Here is a 21,812-nt window from a genome sequence, read left to right on the forward strand (position 1 = left end):
AAGTACCAAGGACCCTGCACATTTAAACGAAACTTTGTTCAGTTTTCAAAGGACGACCTTGTCAAAAGACAACTTTGATATATTATCACAAGCAATCAATGCTTGTCAATAACTTTTTTTCATACCTGATCGGTAATCGTTGTTGCTCATTTACGACGCTTTTTATCATACCAACGGTTTGCGCCATCGTCAACAACTTTTTCAATTAAAAATCACTCTCCGAATGTTAGCGAATAATAGCACAATATTATCCGTGATTTGTGCTACTTATATCCTGGTGGCCGTCATATCTTTCGGAAAATAAAAAATGCCGCCACAAGGGCGACATATCATGATTGGTTATGGCCGCAATGTTGGGAACAAAAGGACATCGCGAATGGATGGTGCATCAGTCAGCAACATGACTAAGCGATCAATCCCGATTCCGAGACCACCAGTTGGCGGCATGCCGTATTCCAAAGCTTCAACGTAATCGTCATCGATACCTTGTGCTTCGTCATTACCAGCACTCTTTTCAGCTGCCTGCGCCTCAAAACGCTGGCGTTGATCAATTGGATCGTTTAATTCTGTAAAGGCATTGGCGTATTCACCGCCACCAACAAATAGTTCAAAACGTTCAACAAACCGCGGATCTTTTGGATTCTTCTTTGCCAGTGGTGAAACCTCGATTGGATGGCCCGTGATGAAGGTCGGCTGAATGAGCGTCTCTTCGACAAACTGATCGAAGAAGGCACTGATAATATGGCCCACCTTCCAATAAGGTTCATAGTGAACATCATGTTCATCGGCAAGTTTACGCGCATCATCGACACTCATTTCAGGCCAGAAGTCCACGCCAGTCTTGTCTTTAATGGCGTCCAACATATTAATTCGGGCAAACGGTGCGTCCAGATCAATCGCCATTCCCTGATAGGTGAGCTTCCCGGTATCTAGCACCTTATGCGCAGCAAACCGGAAAATCCCTTCAGTTTCGGTCATAACATCTGTCAAATCCCAGTAGGCGGCATAAGTTTCAAGTTCAGTGAACTCGGGATTATGCTTGGTATCAATCCCCTCATTCCGAAAAACTCGGCCAATTTCATAAACACGTTCCATGCCGCCAACAATTAGACGCTTTAAGTGCAGTTCAAGAGCAATCCGCAAATATAAATCAATATCAAGTGCATTGTGATGAGTCACGAATGGACGAGCATTCGCCCCGCCAGCCTGATTGTGTAAGACTGGTGTCTCGACTTCCAAGAAACCATTGTTGTCCAAGTATTCACGGACAGCACTGACAATCTTGGTTCGCTTAACAAAACGATCAAAGCTGTCCTCATTAGAAATAAGATCAAGGTAACGTTTCCGATACTTTTGCTCGACATCGGTCAGACCATGCCACTTATCAGGTAATGGGCGGAGTGCCTTAGCAAGATGGGTCACATGGTTGGCTTTAACCGTCAGCTCGCCAGAATCAGTTTTCATGACTTCACCGCTGATACCAAGAATATCGCCAAGATCGGCCTTTTTGAAGATCATGTAGTTGTCATCGCCAACGACATCTTTACGTACATAGATCTGCATCTTCCCGCTACGATCACGAATATCCGCAAATCCAACCTTGCCTTTGCCACGTTTAGACATCATCCGGCCGGCAATTGTCACTTCTGGTTTTTCATCCAACAGTGTCTCTTTATCATCTTCACCGAATTCTTCGCGTACTTTCGCTGCGGTATGGGTCCGGTCAAATCGGTGCCCGAATGGATCGATGCCCGCTTCACGCAAGGCTTCCATCTTTTCTCGCCGCGCAATCATTTGGTCATTCATTTCTGGTTGCTGTCCGTTATCCTTAGCCAACACATGTTCCTCCGTTTCAATTTTTACCACTCTTTGATGATGACAATTTTACATCCAAAAAGCAACCTACTCTAAGAAAAAGACACTCGTCACTGACCAGCAAAAGCGGACAGGCGTGTGTCAATGAAACAATGCTAATTTATGCTTTAGCTTGCCGTTCGCGGGCGCGCTCTTCGGTTTGTTCAACAAAATCATCAAAGATGTGATCAACCTCTGCCTGCGTATCAACCATGTTCACCGCGGCTTTGGTTTTAGCCGAGCGCGGAATTCCCTTCAAGTAGTAAGCTGCCTGCATCCGAAATTCCCGAACGGCCTGATGTTCGCCATGAAGGTCAACCAGCCGTTGTAATTGCAGCTTTGCTGTCGCAATTTTCTCGCGCGGTGTTGGTTCCGGGATCAATTCGCCGTCTTCCAGATAAGCCGACATCTGTTTCAATACCCACGGATTACCTAATGCCGCACGGCCAACCATAACAGCATCAGCACCAACCTCGTCTAACATCCGCTTAGCATCTTGCGGGGTACGAACGTCACCGTTGCCCATGAACGGAATCGTGAGGTGCTGCTTCACTTCTTTCAAAATGTTCCAGTCCGCATGACCAGAATAAAGCTGTTTACGGGTACGACCATGCATGGCAAGCGCCGCGGCACCGCCCCGTTCTGCAGCTAGGGCATTCTGAACAGCATAGACATGCTTCTCGTCCCAGCCAGTCCGCATTTTGACTGTCACTGGTTTAGAGACGGCATCTGTTACAGCTGCAACCATTTCATAAACTTTTTCAGGATCCAGCAGCCAGTGCGCCCCGGCATCTGTCTTCGTCACTTTAGGGACTGGGCACCCCATGTTGATGTCAATGATGTCGGCTGCCGTGTTTTGGTCCACAAACTTAGCCGCATTCACTAAAGTCTCTTTGGTACCGCCAAAAATCTGAATAGAAATCGGATGTTCACGCGGATCTACAAATAACATATTCAGAGTTTTTTCGTTTTTATACATGATCCCACGGTCGCTGATCATTTCACAGACCACTAACCCGGCACCGAATTCTTTAGCCGTTACCCGAAAGGCCGCGTTAGTCACACCCGCCATTGGTGCGACAACTAAGCGATTCGGAATTTCAACATCGGCAATATGCCACATACAGGCCACCTCTTTCTTGCTTGCGCCTTGCTAACTTTACTTAAAATAAGTGTCAACTGCAACTATTCGTGTCGGGCCATCAAGGCTTCCAAGTCCGCCACACTATAATGATATTGATTGCCACAGAACTTGCACGTGGTTTCTGCACCACCGTCCTGATCAATCATTTCCTGTAATTGAGCATGCGGTAAAGTTGCCATAATATCGCCAAAATGTTCTTTTGAACAATTGCAGGCAAATTTTAACGGCTGCGCATCAAGAAATTGGACTGGTTCGTCACCGGCAATTCGCTGAATAATTTGCTCTGGTGTCAGGCCGCTTTTTAATAATTCAGAAACCAACGGTAATGTTTTGACGTTGGCTTCAAGTTTAGAGAGCTCCGCATCGTTGGCACCAGGCAAGGCTTGCAACATGAAACCGCCGGCCACCTGAATCGAGTTGTCGGCATTGACGAAGACTGACAGGCCAACTGCAGCCGGAATTTGCTCTGACTTGGCTAAATAATAGGTAAAATCTTCTGCCAACTCACCAGAAACCAAAGGAACTTGCCCAGTGAAAGGATCGCCGACGCCAATGTCTTTCGTCACTGCTAGTAAGCCACGTTTGCCAACAGCCCGCGCAACGTCGATTTTACCGACCAGATTCAGCGGCAAGTTAACGTGCGGTTCTTCAACATAGCCGCGTACTGTGCCAACATTGGTACCATCCGTGACGAGTGCGCCAACGGGACCGTCGCCTTTAATGCGAACCGTCAACATATCGTCTGCGTTTTTCAGCCCGGAAGCCGCTAACAATGCTGTGGCAACAAGCGTCCGACCAAGTGCAGCCGATGAAGCGCTCCAAGTATCATGGCGCCGCTGCGCTTCACGCACTGTTTGAGTCGCATCAGCAGCGAAAATTCGAAAATGTTCATCACGCGACAATGCGCTCGCGATATAGTCACTCATGTAGGGTCCTCTTTTCTGAAAGGTAAACGTGGCTATTTTACCAGAGATGGGTGTTATTGAAAAGATGCGGCTATCGTAGTCGCCTGAACAAGCGTGGATAAACAACTTTTATATTTGTCGCAAAGCTCTGTCCATTTCTTTCCATAAAAAATACCCCGCCTTTCTATCAGCGAGGTATTGATTGTTACTAATCAAAGCTTTGGTCACGTTCGGCCTATGTACCGGCCAAGTGAAAAGCTTAAGATGTCATTTGAATTTAGTTCAGGCCTGTTGCCAAAGTCCAAGTTAACGTGGTTTCGTACGTACCGTTATTAACGACTGATGTCTTAGGCAGCACCAGTTTGATATTGGTCTTGTCCCAGCCAAAGACGTTAGCGCCTTCACCTTCACCTGTAGCCGCATGTGCAACCTGATGATTGGTGTCAGTGCCACTCAAAGTCATCGTTGTTGTTTTGCTGATGTCAGTCAATGGTACCAATGCACCAACCGGCGTGAAGCCATCATCTTGCGATTCGTTGGTCAAACCGTAGACATTGCCAGTCTGGCCATAAGCCGTGTTCAGCATGGTCAATGTCGCATTGTCAATGGTCTTGCCAGTATCGGCACCATTATCGTCCTTCAATGAAAGTGGGCCATCTGCCTTGACGCTCAGTGTCCAATCCCCGGCTTTACTGTCAGTTTGGCCAGTTTTATCTTCAGCGTTCTCAGCATCAGTACGTGTCGTTTGCTTATCAACAACCGTTGTCCAAGCCTTGCCCTTAACATTAGCCAAAGCGGTGTCATCAGTATTAAGGACAGCGGTCAAGTTTGTATTACCGCTCTTATAACTTGGATAGCGAGTATTGTCAGCCCGCCCTGCGTTTTGTCCGTCAGCAGTGAAAACCGGGTAATCTGAGAAGAACTGTTCGTGGTTACCAAAGTCCAAAATCTTAGGAACCATTTGCAGGCGCAGATAACCGGTGTTACCGGTTGGCGGCAGTTGACTAAAGGAAATCCCCGCGGTTGTCTTGGCGTCTTGCGGTAGTGCCTGACCACCGTTAACGCCTGCATTACCTTCAACAGTAGCTGCTTGCGTTGCCGCTGGGGCAGCGATTGCCAAACCGGCAAGTAAGGTTGCACCCGCGACCAACGCACTTGTCATTTTAGTGAATTTCATTTTGAAATTCCTCTTCTTAAAATTTTTTACATCGTAGAAGTCTCAAAAAACAACAAATATTTTTATATATAATATCTAACGATACGAATATATTGCTTCAGCACTTCATAGGTAAGGTGTCAAGTTTCAAAAACCAGATGATTATTTATTAAAATATGATAACCTTCCTCTTCAAAGGTTCACAGTTCGTTATATAACACTTTTCATAAAAAGCATTAAAACCTCATTATTAACGAAAATAGATCGATCGGTCATTTTTTTAGCGCAATCTGACACACCTTTTAACTATACTTAACGAGATTTTTCCTGCTGCCATGCCATCATTTGAATTTAGCCATGGCATGAGAAGACGAAAAAAGTCCTTCTCAGCATCTCTGCTAAGAAGGACTTTTTCAAATCATTCAAATCTAAGCTTGCGGACCCTGCTGATCATCGTTGTTTGAAGATGAATTGTCAGTCGAAGTATCGTCTGGCTTTTCAACCTCATCAGAATCAGTATCGTCGTCACTGGCTTGCTGATCACCAGATTGTGGTGAATCAGTTTTACCACTGGCTTCTTCATCTGCTTGCTTTTCTTTATCTTTGTGTTCAAGGGCTGCTTTGGATTGCTCGAAAGTAGCGGCCTTTTCACTTGGAAATTCATCTTGGTCACGAGCAGGCATTTTGCCATCGTTGAACAAGCTGAGGATTTCCTTTTCATTCAAGGTTTCGTATTTAAGCAGTGCTTCCGCAATCAACTTATGCTGTTCACGGTGGGCCTCAATGATTTCGTGAGCCTGTTTATGGGCATCGTCGATAATGCGACGAATTTCATCATCAATGGCTGTAGCCGTCGTTTCAGAATAAGGTGGTGTCTGACCATATTGTGCACCCAGGAACGGTTGGCCTTCAGTTTCAAGCTGAACCGTGCCGAGACGATCGGACATCCCATACTGCGTCACCATACTGCGGGCAATTTGAGTTGCCTGTTCAAAGTCATTGGATGCCCCAGTAGACTCAACGCCAAAGATAATTTCCTCAGCTGTTCGTCCACCTAAGAGTCCAACGATTTGTTCTGTCAATTCCTTCTTGGTAAGTAGGAATTGATCATCCTTTGGCAGCATGATCGCATAACCGCCAGCGCGTCCACGAGGAATGATCGTGACTTTTCGAACTGTCCGCGAATCGCTCAGGACCAAACCAACAATGGCATGTCCGGCTTCGTGGAACGCTACCATATTCCGTTCTTTCGGATTGATGACGCGGTCGCGCTTCGCTGGGCCAGCAATGACCCGATCTTCGGCTTCGTCCACGTCTGAGGCATCAATTGCCTTCTTACTTCGTCGGGCCGCGACTAAGGCAGCTTCATTCAGTAAGTTTTCCAAATCAGCTCCGACAAAACCAGGCGTCTGACGAGCGACTTCCTTAAGATCAACACTTGGTGCAAGCGGCTTGTTCTTCGCATGCACTTTCAAGATGGCTTCACGACCCTTAACATCCGGTCGGCCAACTAGAATCTTCCGGTCAAAACGACCTGGACGCAGCAAAGCAGGATCAAGCACATCAGAACGGTTAGTAGCGGCAATGACGATAACCCCTTCGTTACCGGTAAACCCGTCCATTTCAACCAGTAACTGGTTCAAAGTCTGCTCACGTTCATCGTGGCCGCCGCCCATACCGGCACCACGCTGGCGGCCGACAGCATCAATTTCATCAATGAAGATGATGGAAGGAGCAGCCTTTTTAGCCTGATCAAACAGATCACGCACACGAGAAGCCCCGACACCGACGAACATTTCAACGAAATCTGAACCTGAAATTGAGAAGAACGGCACACCAGCTTCACCAGCAACCGCTTTGGCAAGCAGGGTTTTACCAGTACCAGGAGGGCCTTCCAAAAGCACCCCGGCTGGAATGCGAGCACCTAATGCCGAGAATTTCCGCGGATCCTTCAGGAATTCAACCACTTCAACCAGTTCCTGTTTCTCTTCTTCAGCACCAGCCACATCGGAGAAGCGAACTTTGTTGGCATTTTTATCTGCCTGCTTCGCCCGTGATTTGCCAAAGCTCATCACCCGCCCGGAACCACCGCCTTGGCCAGCCTGATTCATCATCATGTAGAAGAAGACCATCATGATCACAATCGGCACAACCGTAATCAGCAAGCTAAACCAGACGCCGGATTGTGATTCTTCCTGCGTGTCGGTTTTAACATTGTTAGCGCTGGTTGCCTTTTGGATCTGGCTCAAAGTCGCATCGTTCGTCGGAATATATGTCGAAAACTTCGTGACTTTGGTGCTCTGACTACCAAACAGACTCAGCGAGTTATTTGAACTAGAAGACTTCTGTGCCTTCTTGTATTCCCCACTGACCTTATAGACTCCGCCAGATGGCTGGAGTGAATAACTCTTGACGTTGTCTTTTTTCAACTCCGACAAGAACGTGCTGGTTTCAATCTCTTGGGACGATGTTGTCCCATTATCGCGCATATAATACGCAAAACCGGTGACCAATAGCACAAAAATAATGATATACGTTAATGTGCTACTGAACAGGCCGTTTTGTTTTTTCTTCATTTAGAACCTCCGGCAACATTCGATTAGTACCTTATATACTACCACAAACACAACATTCAGATCAGGATTTTGCTGCGTAGATTTCCGGTTTTAATACACCGATATAAGGCAGGTTTCGATAACGTTCAGCATAATCTAAGCCATAACCGACCACAAATTCGTTAGGAACAGTTGTCCCAACGTAATCGGCGTGCACATCAACGACGCGACCTTCTGGCTTATCCATCAACGCACAAATACGAACCGACTTCGCATGACGCGTTTTGAAAATGTCGGTCAGATATTTTAAAGTCCGGCCGGTATCAACAATATCTTCTACGATTAAGATGTCCCGATCCTTCACGCTGGCGTCAAGGTCCTTGATAATCTTGACTTCACCGCTAGACTCGGTCGCATCCCCATAGCTGGAAACGTCCATAAAGTCGAGTTCCATGTAATCATCGATCTCACGAACAAGATCTGTCATAAACATGATGGCACCTTTTAAAATGCACACCACTAAGGGGTTTTTCCCTGCATAATCGTGCTTGAGCTCAGCGCCAAGTCGTGCCGTGATGGCATGGATGTCGTCTTGAGAATACAACACCTTCAAAATATCGGAACTCATGATTTATCCTCACTTTTGTCAACATCTGGTGATTGCACCAGTACAACATGGAGTATATCAGTTTGATCTATGGCCGACAATCGTTCTAAAGGCTGACCTTCAACCCAAAACACTTGATGACCCCGAGCTAAAACCAATAATTGATCGCGCTGATAGGCTGGAATTTTTGTGTTAATCAAAAAACGCCGCAGTTTCTGAATCACGCCATTGGGTAATTGCACAACATCGCCAGCTTGCCTTGTGCGCAAAGTAATTGGCAGTTTCACTCTGACCGGCGTGCCTTTGTCAGCAGCAACGCTTGTCTGCAGGCTGAAAATGCCACGAGTGGTACGATGTTGCTGATCAAGCTTAGTGAATGTGACCGGTTTAACTGGCGCCTGCCGCGTTAAGCGAACAATTTGTTCACTCTGGACAGCAATTGAAATCCCGCCGCCCAGATCAAACCGCCGCTCTTTTGTCCCGCTTAGACTCGCTAGAACTGGCGAAAGTAGCTGGCGATCAACGTTGGGTTGCCATTGCTGCAGTATTTTTTTTAATAGCAGACGCTGAACAGCTTCCGGCTGCGGTGATGCGACACGCCAATTAAACGTTGCGTCATCAACCTGCAGGCGTTGAAGCCACTCAGCCAGTTGTGCTTCAGCCAACGCTAATAGGCCAGTCTGCTCCATCGTGAATGTTTGAATATGCGCCAGCAATTGCGTGTTTTGTTTTTTGAATGCAGGAATGACCTGATGACGCAACTGATTTCTTGCGTAATGCGGATCAGCATTGCTGGAATCTTCGCAAAACCTAACGTTGTGCTGATCAGCATAGGAGCGAATCATCGCCTTGCTGTAAGGCAATAATGGCCGCACTAACCGGCGTCCATGCCAAGTTCGATCAGCGCGAATACCGATTAACGCGGCCGGATCGCCAGAGCGCGCCAGCCGAAACAAAATTGTTTCAAGTTGATCATCAGCATGATGAGCTGTCATGACAACCTCAGCATGCTGCTCAGCGGCAGTCGCGGCTAAGAAGGCATAGCGTGCTTGCCGAGCGGCCGCTTCACTGGTTGGCTGCCCATCAGATCGCCGCCATTGTCCAGTCACCACTGGCACCTGCAATTGTTGGGCAGCGGCGACAACAAAGGCTTGTTCCTGCTGACTCTCTGGTCGCAGGCGATGATCGAAGGTTGCCACCACCACATCTAAGTCAGCTGCTTTGACAGCCAGGTTCAACAACACCATCGAATCCACGCCGCCAGAAACCGCCACGAGCACACGAGTATGCGGTGCAAAGCCAAATCGTTGAAAAAGTTTCGGGCTCATGGGCATCCTCCACGCAATCCTGCAGAAACCAAGAAAATGGGCCTAGAACAAAATGTGCTTTGTTCCAGACCCGATTTTTAACTGCGGCGACCACCACGGCCGCCGCGTTTACCCTCGGTATTGCGGCGAAGAACGCTTAATCGATCTTCGCTTTCCTTCAAATATCCTGACATCATCGCATCAAAATCATCTTTGGATGGTTGTGCTTTGTGTCCAAAATGATTGCCCCCGCCACTACGCGCACCGCCTTGATAGCGATTGCCGCTTGGCCGCGCAGATGGTGTATGATGACTCTCCCGATGACTATTTTCGTGTTCACTTTGCTGCGGTTTATCGACCGCTTTCCGGATAGACAGGCCAATCTTACCATCTTGGATCGAAAGTACTTTCACCGTCACCGGTTCGCCAACATGCAGCACATCATGAATATCTTTGACATAAGCATCAGAGACCTCGCTGATATGTACCAATCCGGTCTTGCCATCGCCTAATTCGACAAAAGCACCGAATTTTGTGATCCCGGTGACCTTACCAGTCACTTTCGTACCAACTTCAACTGCCATAAAAAAAGAAGTCCTCCTAGTTAAATGTACCTATTAGTATAGCACGGCAGAAAACCGACGCAAGAGCGCGAGCCAGCCCGGTTAGAAACCGGAGTGTAAGTGGCTTGGGTCGTGATGACCGGGTTTTGGCCATTGCAACCAAAGTCCTTACACGCAGGTTTCTGGGCTGGCGAGCGCGTTTAAGCAAGAGCGCGAACAGGCCCGGTTAGAAACCGGAACATAAGTGGCCTCAAGCCTAAATGGTTGGGCTTTAGCCATTTAGGCTTGAGGTCCTTATGTGCAGGTTTCTGGGTCTGTGAGCGCGTTTTAGATGCAACAGCGTCCAGAGCCTAGCCTTTCTATTTAGCTGTCCAAATCACTGATTCACATTCAAATCCGGAACCTTGTTGACCTTATCAGGCAAGTTAAAAATAATCTCTCCTTGCTTTGAATAGAGATATTTTTCGCGAATCAGCTTAGCCGTGTAGTCATCATTGTGCAGTTGGTCGACCTGAACCTTGAGGGCTGACTTGTTGGCTTTTAATTTTGTCAAACTGCCCTTCGCTTTTTGGACGGCGTGGTTTGTCTCTCCTAACGCCATTTGCGTTCGAACTAAACTAAGCCCGCCGAACCCCAAAATGGCGACAATCACGATCAACAGATTCCGAATCCGCTTCATATGTACGGCGTGCGCCCGTGGATTGGGCGTACGCTTGTGCTTTTGTTCGTGCTCACGCGTATACGCATTATTCAATTGACTGATATTGTTCTTTGCCATTTGACCGCACCTTCGTTTTTCACCAGCCATTTACTTACATCCGTAAATCAATAAATCAAGTATAACAAATCCCGAGGGCTGCGAGCCAATAAATACGTATTAAAATGTTTCTTTATAATCCTCTTTCAAAACCGTGTACATCCCCGCTGCGTCATTTTTCTTGGTGGTTTCAACCAAATCATCCGCTCGGACAGTAAGCGTCTTGTTGCCAAAGTTAATCACTAACGTATCCCCTACACGAACATCAGAGCTTGACTTAGCTGGTTTATCATTGATCATAATTCGCCCTTTATCGGCAATTTCTTTGGCAACTGTGCGCCGCTTAATAATTCGAGAGACTTTTAAAAACTTATCTAATCGCATAACTTAATTACCTCGCTTTATCCGTTGTAAGAACTTCATATATAGTTTACCGCCTGGCAAATCGAGCATTTCTCGCAGCGTTAGCATTTTAAGCCAAGTCCCTGCGGCTAAGAAAATGATGACTCCAAGTAATACCCCAACGACTGTCACACCCGCTGCCACCATCCGGGAGCTTAACGGAATCCAACCGACAGCGGCGTAGACTGCCGCGGCCATGATACCGGTCACGATGATTAACTTAGGGACGAACAGACGGATGGCACTAGCACCTTTGATCGTCTCAGGAACTGCATAATAAATCAAGCAAAGGATCAAGCCCAGTGAGAGGATCGTTGCGCCACTTGCCCCGGCAGTACCGAACTTCACGACAAGCGGCTGGTTGATGACGGCTTTAAGCAATATGCCTAGCAACAGCGCGACGCTAATGCCGGCATACTGATCAAGACTTTGCAAAATAGCATTATAGGCATTGATCATGGCGACAACGACAATAGCAACCGCATATAGTTGCAGCGCAAATGTCCCGGCTGTGTCTCCAAATAGCAGCAAATCAATAGCCGGCATCAAAACAATCAAGCCAGCTGTCGCCGCCAATGCGAATGCTAAATTAAAATGCACCAATTCGGCACCGCTGCGAATAAACTGACGGCGCTGGCGGGCTTGGCGCGCCTGAGTCAGACTCGGTAAAAGCGTTGTCGACAAGGATGCCGCTACTACAAGGCCCAATTGCACTAAAGGCTGTGCCCGGTCATAAACCCCTTTAAGACTTTTCGCAGTCACCATGGCGATACCTGAAGCTGTGAGCCCTTTTGTAACCGTAAAGCTATCAATCAGCTGCAACAAAATCAACAAAGCTGCGTAAAGTGTGATCGCCCCGCCTTCACGGACAAACCGGCTAATGAGACGTACATAAGCCTGCATCCCCGGAAAACGAAAGTTCTGCTGACCAAACACTTGCCGATATGGCCGCCATAACGTCAATGCAGCCGCCGCGCCGCCGAAGAATGCACCGGTCATTGCCACAGCACCCATCTGATAAACGCTCCAATGATATTGCAAAAACCACCAAGCTGCTAGCAGAATCACAGCAACACGCACGACTTGCTCAACAACCTGACTAGTGGCTGTTTTAGCCATATCAAAAGTGCCTTGAAAATAACCGCGGCCTGTGGCCAGCAACGGCATCGTCAAGAACATGAAAGCCACCGTTTGAATCAACGGCAGCAATTCCGGATCTGCCATGGCTTGCGCGATCACGCCACCAAAGATTTGCAGGCCTAAAAACAATGCCCACGAGATCCATGTTAAAATCACGCGGCTTTGGTGCGCGACTGTTAGCTTGGCCTCATCGCTATCCGCTTCAGCAACTAGTTTAGAAATATAAACCGGGAACCCGGACAAAGCGAATGTCATGCCTAATCCGTAAATCGGGTAAATCTGTTGATAGGCATAGAAGCCGGTGTCACCTACCATGTTTTGGAACGGTACCCGATAAACGGCACTGAGTATTTTGGCGATTAGTGAGCTCAGGCTCAAAATCCACGCGCCGCGCATCAAGTGCTTCATTTCTTGGTTGTGCATGGGAGCCCTCCTATCACTATATCCACTGACACCGAAGTCTGCTTGAGCTGATTGATCATTGGCATGTCATCACAGCCAAGTTGGGTCAAAAACAATGAATGCCCCTACTTTTCACAGCAACTATGCCGATTTCTTTTCCGGTTGCGGATTGACAACAGTCAGTAATCCCTGCAAAAAGCCGGTCAATTGATCAAGCCAAGTCGCAGTCTTCATATCTTTTGGCAATGCTAACGTAACTGTCAGCTTGCCATCCGTGATCGCGACCTGCGCTTTCAATGTTGTCGCACTTAACGCTTTGAAAATCGGCTCGCCTTGTGCTTTAGCAGTTGCTTGCGGTGACAACACAACCGTCAATTTTTGCCCCGCCTTCGTTACGTGATTGACCCAAGCCAAGTCAGCAAACCGCTTGAGATGCGCAATCGCCAATAAATTGGTCACCGGTTGCGGATAGTCACCAAAACGATCAATCAGATCTTCGCTGATCTCAGTTTCGGCTTCATCACTGTCTGCTTCTCGAATGCGTTTATACAACTCGATCTTCTGACGGGAATCGGCCACATAATCAGTTGGCAGGTATGCTTCCAGACCCAGATCAATTTCAGCATCCGTTTTCTCAGCCGATTTAATACCGCGCCGTTTGTTAACAGCTTCTTGCAGCATCTGGGTGTAAAGATCATAGCCCACTGAATCGATGAAGCCATGTTGCTGCTTGCCAAGTAGGTTGCCAGCTCCGCGAATCGATAGATCACGCATCGCAATTTTGAAACCACTACCCAATTCCGTGAAATCTTTAATCGCCTGAAGCCGCTTTTCAGCAACTTCATTGAGCACCTTCATCGGCTGATACATAAAGTACGCATAAGCGACTCGACTTGACCGCCCAATTCGGCCGCGCAATTGATAAAGTTGTGACAGGCCGTAATGATCGGCATTCTCGATGATTAAAGTATTGGCATTGGGCATGTCCACGCCAGTTTCAATAATGGTTGTGGTCACCAGCACATCGTAAGCACCGTGCAAAAAGTCATAAATGACGTTCTCCAACTGCGTCTCAGTCATCTGACCATGCGCATATCCGACACTTGCATCTGGCACCAGCTCCTCCAGTTGACTCACGGTACGTTCCATATCTTCCACCCGGTTATGCAGGTAAAAAACTTGACCGCCGCGTTCCATTTCCCGTTCAATGGCTTCGCGAATCACGCCTGGATTTTGTTCCATGACAAAGGTTTGAATCGGATAGCGATTCGTTGGCGGCGTTTCAATGACACTCAAATCACGCACGCCTAGCATGGACATGTTCAACGTCCTTGGAATCGGAGTTGCCGTCAGCGTGAGCACATCGACATTACTCTTGAGTTGTTTGATCCGTTCCTTATGCTTAACGCCAAAGCGCTGTTCCTCATCAATGACCAGCAATCCCAAATCCCGAAAAGCGACATCTTTAGACAACAGCCGATGGGTGCCAACGACAATATCAATGGTGCCGTTCTTAAGCCCCTTAATCGTTTCCTTGTTCTGATGCGCTGTCTGAAATCGTGACAACAACCCGACTTTGATTGGAAAGTCCGCAAACCGTTCTTTCATCGTGTCAAAGTGTTGCTGGGCTAAAATCGTTGTCGGCACCAAAATGGCTGCCTGTTTGCCATAATCGATTGCCTTGAAAGCAGCACGCAACGCAACTTCGGTTTTGCCAAACCCAACATCGCCAACCAATAAGCGATCCATTGGCTTCGGCTTTTCCATATCATGCTTAATTTCTTTGGCTGACCGCAACTGGTCCGGTGTCTCAGGATAAGGAAACTCCGCTTCGAACTTGTGCTGCAGGTCATCATCCGGCCCAAATGCAAACCCTTTTTCTGCTTCACGCTTGGCATATAAATCAATTAATTCGTCAGCGATATCTTCAATTCGGGCAGCTACTTTGCGTTTGGTTTTCTGCCACTCAGCACCACCAAGTTTATTGACGCTTGGCGTTTTGCCATCTGCGGAAACATATTTTTGGACTAGATTTAGTTGGTCAACTGGAATGAACAGCTTATCGTTGTTGCGGTAAACAATCGTAATGTAATCACGATGCACACCGTCAACTTCTAATGTCTCCATCCCGGTGTATTGACCGATCCCGTGATTAACATGCACCACGTAGTCACCAGGCTTGAGCTCGTTATAGCTTCGCAATCGCTCTGTATTCGCCAGTGTTTGGTGCCGTGCGTGACGACGTTGGCGAGCATTGAATAACTCGTGCTCGGTCACAACGACTAATTTCAAGTCGGGCAGCTCGAAGCCATTTTTCAGGCTGCCTTCTGTCAATTGCACCTGGCTTGGCAACAGCTTAGTCGGGGCTGTCATGACATTGCTAATCTCAAAATCTGACAACGTTTCGCTCAGCTTTTCCAGCCGATTTTTATCTGTGATCAAGAACACCACGGTTTGCTGCTGCTTTACCCAGCGATCGGTTTCTGTTTTGAGTAACGGCATCTGACTGAAAAATTGCTGCACGTTACGGCTGGGAATATTGGTCAAGCTGTCAAGTCGCAACTGCCCCATGCCTTTTTGAAAAAGGCTAAGGTAAAGCCGCGGGCGCTTATCTTGCTGTGCAAGTTCCTGAATCGTCAGGTTCGGCGTGCTAGGTAGCAGACGGCCTTCTTCTTGCAACTGTGAGTACCATTCTGCCGTATCCTGCACCAAGGTTGTATCGCTATCTAGCAAACGACTGTAATCATCGAATGCTACCAGTGCATCTGGTTGCAAATAGTCACTGATGCGTTGCTGCTCTGGGTATAGTTCGGCCGCATATAAAGCTAGATTTTCAGGACGCTCGTGGGCCGATAGCTGCTGGCCAGTCGTCAATAAACCATCTGTAACGGCCTGCTTAGCGGCGGCATTTTTCACTTTTGCCTTGTAGGCATTAGCTTGCTTGGTAATGCGCTCGCCAGCAGCGGCCAAAACCTGATCAGTCGCCACCATATCGGTTGCCGGCGCAATCGTGATCTGCTGAAGTTTTTGCAGACTACGTTGGGTGGCAATGTCAAAACTGCGGATGGAATCGATTTCAGTATCGAACAATTCAATTCGAATCGGATCGTCTTGATTCAACGGATAGACGTCAATGATGCCGCCGCGAATGGCAAACTGTCCCGGCGCGCTGACTAACGAATCGCGTCGATAGCCCATGGCGACCAGCTGTTTGGCAACGGTTTGCGGATCAAGCTCGGAAGTCATATCAATGGCCAATTCACTAGCTGCCCAATCGGCTGGTGACGGCAAAAGCCGCTTATAACCGGCCAGACTGGTTACGATGATTCCAGGTTTGCCGCTTTGAATAAACGTCAAAGCATTAATACGATCGTTACGCGTCTCTGGCGAACTAACCGCGACTTCAGCTGCCAACACATCCTCAACTGGAAAATCGTAAACCACTGCATCTCCGAGCAAACTGCTTAAATCAGCAGCTAATTCATCGGCATGAAAGCGATTGTTTTCAACAATTAGAATCTGCTGCGGTCGCTGTTGCAATAGTGCGCCAAAAAAGACCGTCTTGGCTGAGCCCGACAGTCCCGTCACCAAATGGCGACCCGTTTTCAGCTTCGGCCATAATGCCGACAATGCTGGATCTGCCTGCACCATGTCGATCAAATTCATCGCGTCACCTGCTTCTTTCTTCTACTAATGTACACATGTGCTTCACCTTTTCGCCATGAAGTCACCTATCTTTTAATTAAACTTATTCATCAGCTGATCAAACGGCATCCCATTTAACCAATCTTCCAAGGCATCATCAGCCTTCTCAATCGCATCATCGATTAACGGCTGGTCAGTTTTGGAAAACGGCGTCAGTACCCAATCAACGACCCGTTGCCGCTGCGGATGCTGAATACCGATTTTTAGTCGACAAAACTCATCGCTGCCAGTGGCACTGATAATATCCTTGATGCCATTATGGCCGCCTGCTGAGCCGCGTTTGCGTAAGCGCAATTTGCCTAAGGTTAAATCCATATCGTCTTGCACGACAAAAATTTCATCTAATTGTATCTGATAAAACATCATCAGCTCGCGGACGGCGCGACCTGAAGCATTCATAAATGTCTGTGGTTTAACAAGAAAGATCTTTTCGCCATTTAGACGGGTTGTCGCGGTAGCTGCATCAAACTCCAGCTTGTCAATCGTCAGGTTCAGTCGTTTGGCCAAGCCATCAACGACCATGAACCCCATATTGTGTTTGGATCCTGCATATTTCTGACCGGGATTTCCTAGGCCAACAATCATTTTCATTGGAACTTTTATCCTCCTTGGGGAAAACGCGTTTATAGTTGTAAGGACTTTTTTTGTGAGTGTTTCTATATTCTGGCCGGACGAGCTAACTCGCTTATCTTCTGGTAGCGGCCGGTCACGTTTTGCTCGGAAACGCGCTCACAGGCCCAGAAACCTCCACATAAGGACCGGGGATCTGTAAGACTGCTTCGATAAGCATCGTGCCTTTGTGGTAGCGGCCTGTCACGCTTCGCTCGGAAACGCGCTCACAGGCCCAGAAACCTCCACATAAGGGTCTTCGACATAAATGGCCAAAGACCGGCCATTTATGTCGAAGACCACTTATGCTCCGGTTTCTAAGCGCTCCTGTTCGCGCTTTAACACGAATAGACGGATTTTGCTTTTCCGTCCAGAGCAGTATACCATACTGACGCCTTGCGTCTGTGCGAGTTGACCGTGGGAACTGTTGAATTTCCCACATTCGTGAAAACAGATGCTGGAAACGCTTACGTTATTGGAAGCTTGCTTGAAACAGGATTCACAAGTCTTGCTGTAGTAAGGCTCAACGCCATTTTTTGACAATGGCAAAATCATGAAAAAGTCTATCAAATTTGTTTCAGGGAATTGATAATGTGTTATACTCAACGTGAAATGCAGTTTGCATGCACATAAGAAAGGATGATATCACCGTGGCAAGTATTACGGATAAGGATCACCAAAAAGTTATTCTCGTTGGTGACGGCGCCGTTGGTTCAAGTTATGCCTACGCAATGGTTTTGCAAGGTATCGCTCAGGAAATCGGAATCGTTGACATTTTCAAGGACAAGACAAAGGGTGACGCGATTGACTTGAGCAACGCGCTCCCATTCACAAGTCCTAAGAAGATTTATTCAGCTGAATACAGCGATGCTAAGGATGCTGATCTGGTTGTTATCACAGCTGGCGCTCCTCAGAAGCCTGGCGAAACTCGTTTGGACTTGGTTAACAAGAACTTGAAGATCTTGAAGTCCATTGTTGACCCAATCGTTGATTCCGGCTTTAACGGTATTTTCTTAGTTGCTGCCAACCCAGTTGACATTTTGACCTATGCAACTTGGAAACTTTCTGGCTTCCCGAAGAACCGGGTTGTTGGTTCCGGTACTTCACTGGACACCGCCCGCTTCCGTCAGTCCATTGCTGAAATGGTTAATGTTGACGCTCGTTCGGTCCACGCTTACATCATGGGCGAACATGGTGACACTGAATTCCCTGTATGGTCCCACGCTAACATTGGTGGCGTTACCATCGCTGAATGGGTTAAGGCTCATCCAGAAATCAAGGAAGACAAGCTTGTTAAGATGTTTGAAGACGTTCGTGACGCCGCTTATGAAATCATCAAACTCAAGGGTGCGACCTTCTATGGTATCGCAACTGCCCTTGCCCGGATTTCAAAGGCAATCCTTAACGACGAAAATGCGGTTCTGCCACTTTCCGTTTACATGGATGGTCAATATGGCTTGAACGACATCTACATCGGTACCCCAGCTGTGATCAACCGTAATGGTATCCAGAACATCCTGGAAATCCCATTGACCGATCACGAAGAAGAATCCATGCAGAAATCTGCTTCTCAATTGAAGAAGGTTCTGACCGATGCTTTCGCTAAGAATGACATCGAAACTCGTCAGTAATCATCACGATCACTGATAAGTAAGCAACCAGCCCAGTCGCTGGTTGCTTTTTTTGTGAGCGCGAGCAGGAGCGTCTAGAAACCGGAGCATAAGCGACCATGGCCGTGATGGTCGGTTTTTGACCATTGCAGCCATGGTCCTTATGCGGAGGTTTCTGCGACTGCGAGCGCGTTATGGTGAGCGCGAGCAGGAGCGCCTAGCAAACCGCAAATATCTAAATGTTTTTTAATAATTCTGTAACACCACGGTAACACTTGATATTGTCACTCATGCCGCGTTTGAAACAGGTGATGTTGCTTTTAATTCGACCTTCAATACCTTATAATGGCGAAGTACAATGTCATCTTATTTGAGGAAGTGCTTGCCACGAAACAAGAACAAACGAAGAACAGGAGGCAGCGATCAGTGAAGAAAAACAAGCGATGGCTCCTCGTTGTTGGCGTCCTCGTCGTACTCATGGGCGGATTTTACATCATTCAAAGTATGCATTATCGCGACCATTTTCTGCCAAACACAGAAATTCTCGGTGTCGATGTCTCCGGCCAGACCGTCAACGCGGCTAACAAGAAATTGACCGACCAATTCGATCAACGTCAGTACACATTTGTTGAAAAGAATAAAAAGATTTTGAAAGTTAAAGGTGATGCTTTAGGACTTAGCCAAGATTTTAAAAAAGGCTTAACACAAATCCTTAACAAGCAAAATCCTTGGCAATGGACGACATCAGTCTTTGCTGGTCAAAAAACCAATGCTCAGGAAGACCCTACTATTAACACTGCTGCTCTGAAGCAATTCGCAACTTCGACGGCTGACAAGTTAAATCAAAATCGTCAGGAACCGGTCAATGCGAAGCTTGTGACAAGCGGTGATCAGTTCAAGATTCAAAAGGAAGTTAATGGTGATCAAATTGATGCCGACAAGCTGGCGACAACTGTCACAAGCGCACTTGATAACCATCGTCAAGTGATTGAACTAACAGATGCTTATAAAAAGCCAACGGTTAAAGCATCTGATCGCGACTTGCAGACAACTGAACGTGATATGAACAAACTTGCAAGCACTAAAGTCAGCTTGCAGATTCAAAGCACTACCGTCACGGTTCCGCAAGCAACTGTTTTGAGTTGGGTCACTAATGATAATGGTAAGGCAACGGTTTCTTCCCAAGCCATTACAAACTATGTCACGGCCTTGTCGCAACAATACAGCACCATTCACAAGACTCGTCAATTTAATTCCCAACAACAAGGTACCGTTTCCGTTCCCGCTGGCACTTATGGTTGGAGCATCAACATTAGCGCCACCTCTGCTATGATTCTTGCTAGCGTAAAAGCTGGCCAAGACTTGAATAAAGAAGTCAGCCACAGCGGATCTGGTTATACAACCACTGGCGACATCGGCAATACCTACGTGGAAGTCTCCAAAGAAAAACAACACGAATGGTATATTAAGGATGGCAAGGTCGTCATGGATTCTGACATCGTGACTGGTAAACCAGGCCAAGATACGCCGTCTGGTGTGTTCTATGTTTGGTCTAAGCAACGTAACGCTACCTTACGGGGGAAGAACGACGATGGCAGTTCTTATGCCAGTCCGGTTTCTTACTGGATGCCGATTGATTACACCGGTGTTGGTCTTCATGACAGTCCATGGCAACCAAAATACGGTGGTGATTGGTACAAAGAACATGGCTCTCATGGGTGCGTCAACAACCCACCAGACTTCATGGCGAAGTTATATGCAGCTGTTGACGAAGGCACACCTGTGATCGTGTATTAAAAATAGATTCGCACGACCCATAACTATTCTTTTTAGCGTCACAAAAAGGCTTGATACCCGATATCAAAGGATCAAGTCTTTTTTGTTTATTCTAAATTGTAAACATTAGCTGATCGGACGCGACTTTACGCCACTTGGCGCTAATGTTTCTTTGAGTCGTTTATCTTCATTGCCTCCGGAAACGGAATTCAAAAGATCTTTATCAACAAAACGCTGGAACAATTAGGCATTCGTAAGGCTAATTGGTACAACTTCGGTAATATCAGTCATGCAACAAAAAAAACGAACCCATTATTTAATGACATGTCAGGAACGGTCACTGCACTTTTAAAAACAATCGTTTCCGAATAGCATTGTGCAACAGATATAACATTACCTCTGAAAGTGATCTTCAGCATGAACAGTCCAGAAAAACGTTACACCGCCAGTGATCTATGGTATCATAAAGCAAGATTAGAATATTTTAATAAAGTGATACCTGTTTGATGGAGGAAAACGAATGTTAATTAAGTCGTTAGTATTAAAAAAGGAGTTCCTGACCACTGTCAAGGAAACGGTCACCCTTGAAGACGCGCTGAAGATCCTTGAAGACTCCGGCTTTCGTTGTGTGCCGATTCTGGATGAAAGCGGCACGATCTTCCGTGGCAACATCTACAAGATGCACATTTATCGGCACAAGTCTCAAGGCGGTGACATGAGTTTGCCAGTGACCTATTTGCTGAAGAATGCTACCAAGACGATTCCAGTCAATGCGCCATTCTTTAAAGTCTTCTTCAACATTAAGGATTTACCGTATATTGCTGTCCTTGATGAAAATGCCAACTTTTACGGTATCTTGACTCACGCTAAACTGCTTGGCATGCTGTCAGAAGCTTGGAACGTTGATGTTGGTTCCTACGTGCTGACAGTTATGTCGACTGGCGAGCGTGGCGATCTGGCCAAAATGAGCAAGATTTTGGCCAAGTATGTGTCCATTTCCGGGTGTATCACCTTGGATGCCAAACGCGACGAGTTCGTACGCCGCACCCTCTTTACATTGCCGGCCGGAACTGATGAAAACACATTGAACGAAATCGTTTCCCGGCTTGAGAAAAAAAGCTTCCGCGTTGTTGAAATCGATGACTTGCAATCAGGCCAACCAATCCGCATCGATGAAGATCTCTAATCTCCATGTAACGCTCACATAAACAAAAGAAGGTCGATCGTTTAATAAACGAATCGGGCTTTTTTTGTAAGCACGTGCAGAAGCGCTTACAAGCCTGCAAGTGCCCTATGGTGGTGCGTGTGTTGGTGCATGAT

16 protein-coding genes and 1 pseudogene are annotated in these 21,812 nt (G+C 47.1%); 4 read left to right on the plus strand and 13 right to left on the minus strand.

Annotated features, from left to right (window positions below; genetic code table 11):
* Positions 1–339 precede the first annotated feature (339 nt).
* From lysS to pth, 13 genes are all read right to left on the minus strand, one after another.
* Positions 340–1,836: a lysine--tRNA ligase gene (gene lysS / locus AC07KQ_RS12205; RefSeq protein ID WP_003658719.1), complete on the minus strand. Its 1,497-nt coding sequence runs from the start codon at positions 1,834–1,836 to the stop codon at positions 340–342.
* A gap of 139 nt (positions 1,837–1,975) precedes the next feature.
* The gene (gene dusB / locus AC07KQ_RS12210) at positions 1,976–2,977 is read right to left on the minus strand and encodes a tRNA dihydrouridine synthase DusB (protein WP_003567619.1); all 1,002 of its coding nucleotides are present in this window, start codon (positions 2,975–2,977) and stop codon (positions 1,976–1,978) included.
* Positions 2,978–3,039: 62 nt separating this feature from the next.
* Entirely contained in the window at positions 3,040–3,924 is an 885-nt protein-coding gene (gene hslO, locus AC07KQ_RS12215; RefSeq protein ID WP_003567621.1) for an Hsp33 family molecular chaperone HslO, read from the minus strand.
* A 256-nt stretch (positions 3,925–4,180) separates the two neighbouring features.
* Positions 4,181–5,080 carry a WxL domain-containing protein gene (locus AC07KQ_RS12220; protein ID WP_003567623.1) on the minus strand — a complete coding sequence of 300 codons (900 nt, stop codon included), beginning with the start codon at positions 5,078–5,080 and terminating at the stop codon, positions 4,181–4,183.
* Between the two features lie 407 nt (positions 5,081–5,487).
* Entirely contained in the window at positions 5,488–7,635 is a 2,148-nt protein-coding gene (gene ftsH, locus AC07KQ_RS12225; protein ID WP_003567624.1) for an ATP-dependent zinc metalloprotease FtsH, read from the minus strand.
* Between the two features lie 61 nt (positions 7,636–7,696).
* A complete protein-coding gene (gene hpt, locus AC07KQ_RS12230) occupies positions 7,697–8,242 on the minus strand; it encodes a hypoxanthine phosphoribosyltransferase (protein WP_003567626.1) in 546 nt (181 codons plus the stop codon).
* On the minus strand, positions 8,239–9,549 hold the full coding sequence (tilS, locus tag AC07KQ_RS12235) for a tRNA lysidine(34) synthetase TilS (protein ID WP_003567628.1): 1,311 nt from the start codon (positions 9,547–9,549) through the stop codon (positions 8,239–8,241). Before tilS ends, hpt begins: the two co-directional genes overlap by 4 nt.
* Positions 9,550–9,626: 77 nt before the next feature.
* The gene (locus AC07KQ_RS12240) at positions 9,627–10,112 is read right to left on the minus strand and encodes a S1 domain-containing RNA-binding protein (RefSeq protein ID WP_003567630.1); all 486 of its coding nucleotides are present in this window, start codon (positions 10,110–10,112) and stop codon (positions 9,627–9,629) included.
* Positions 10,113–10,467: 355 nt separating this feature from the next.
* Positions 10,468–10,869, minus strand: a complete 402-nt coding sequence (locus AC07KQ_RS12245) for an FtsB family cell division protein (protein WP_003567632.1) — start codon at positions 10,867–10,869, stop codon at positions 10,468–10,470.
* 99 nt (positions 10,870–10,968) lie between these two features.
* Positions 10,969–11,232 carry an RNA-binding S4 domain-containing protein gene (locus tag AC07KQ_RS12250; protein WP_003567635.1) on the minus strand — a complete coding sequence of 88 codons (264 nt, stop codon included), beginning with the start codon at positions 11,230–11,232 and terminating at the stop codon, positions 10,969–10,971.
* Between the two features lie 3 nt (positions 11,233–11,235).
* Positions 11,236–12,813, minus strand: a complete 1,578-nt coding sequence (locus AC07KQ_RS12255) for a polysaccharide biosynthesis protein (RefSeq protein WP_003567637.1) — start codon at positions 12,811–12,813, stop codon at positions 11,236–11,238.
* A 120-nt stretch (positions 12,814–12,933) separates the two neighbouring features.
* Positions 12,934–16,458, minus strand: coding sequence for a transcription-repair coupling factor (mfd, locus tag AC07KQ_RS12260; RefSeq protein ID WP_003567639.1), 3,525 nt, complete (start codon positions 16,456–16,458; stop codon positions 12,934–12,936).
* A 72-nt stretch (positions 16,459–16,530) separates the two neighbouring features.
* Entirely contained in the window at positions 16,531–17,088 is a 558-nt protein-coding gene (gene pth / locus AC07KQ_RS12265; protein WP_003567642.1) for an aminoacyl-tRNA hydrolase, read from the minus strand.
* Between the two features lie 641 nt (positions 17,089–17,729).
* Here pth and AC07KQ_RS12270 point away from each other — a divergent pair.
* From AC07KQ_RS12270 to cbpA, 4 genes and pseudogenes are all read left to right on the plus strand, one after another.
* Complete coding sequence (locus AC07KQ_RS12270) at positions 17,730–18,737, plus strand: L-lactate dehydrogenase (protein ID WP_003662706.1); 1,008 nt, start codon at positions 17,730–17,732, stop codon at positions 18,735–18,737.
* Between the two features lie 405 nt (positions 18,738–19,142).
* A complete protein-coding gene (locus AC07KQ_RS12275) occupies positions 19,143–20,513 on the plus strand; it encodes a L,D-transpeptidase family protein (RefSeq protein ID WP_003571470.1) in 1,371 nt (456 codons plus the stop codon).
* 174 nt (positions 20,514–20,687) lie between these two features.
* Positions 20,688–20,844, plus strand: a pseudogene (locus AC07KQ_RS12280) (NAD(P)H-dependent oxidoreductase); the annotation flags it as partial.
* 168 nt (positions 20,845–21,012) lie between these two features.
* A complete protein-coding gene (gene cbpA / locus AC07KQ_RS12285) occupies positions 21,013–21,678 on the plus strand; it encodes a cyclic di-AMP binding protein CbpA (RefSeq protein WP_003567650.1) in 666 nt (221 codons plus the stop codon).
* The last annotated feature ends 134 nt before the right edge of the window (positions 21,679–21,812 follow it).

It is taken from the genome of Lacticaseibacillus sp. YLM2-1 (genome assembly GCF_056583465.1).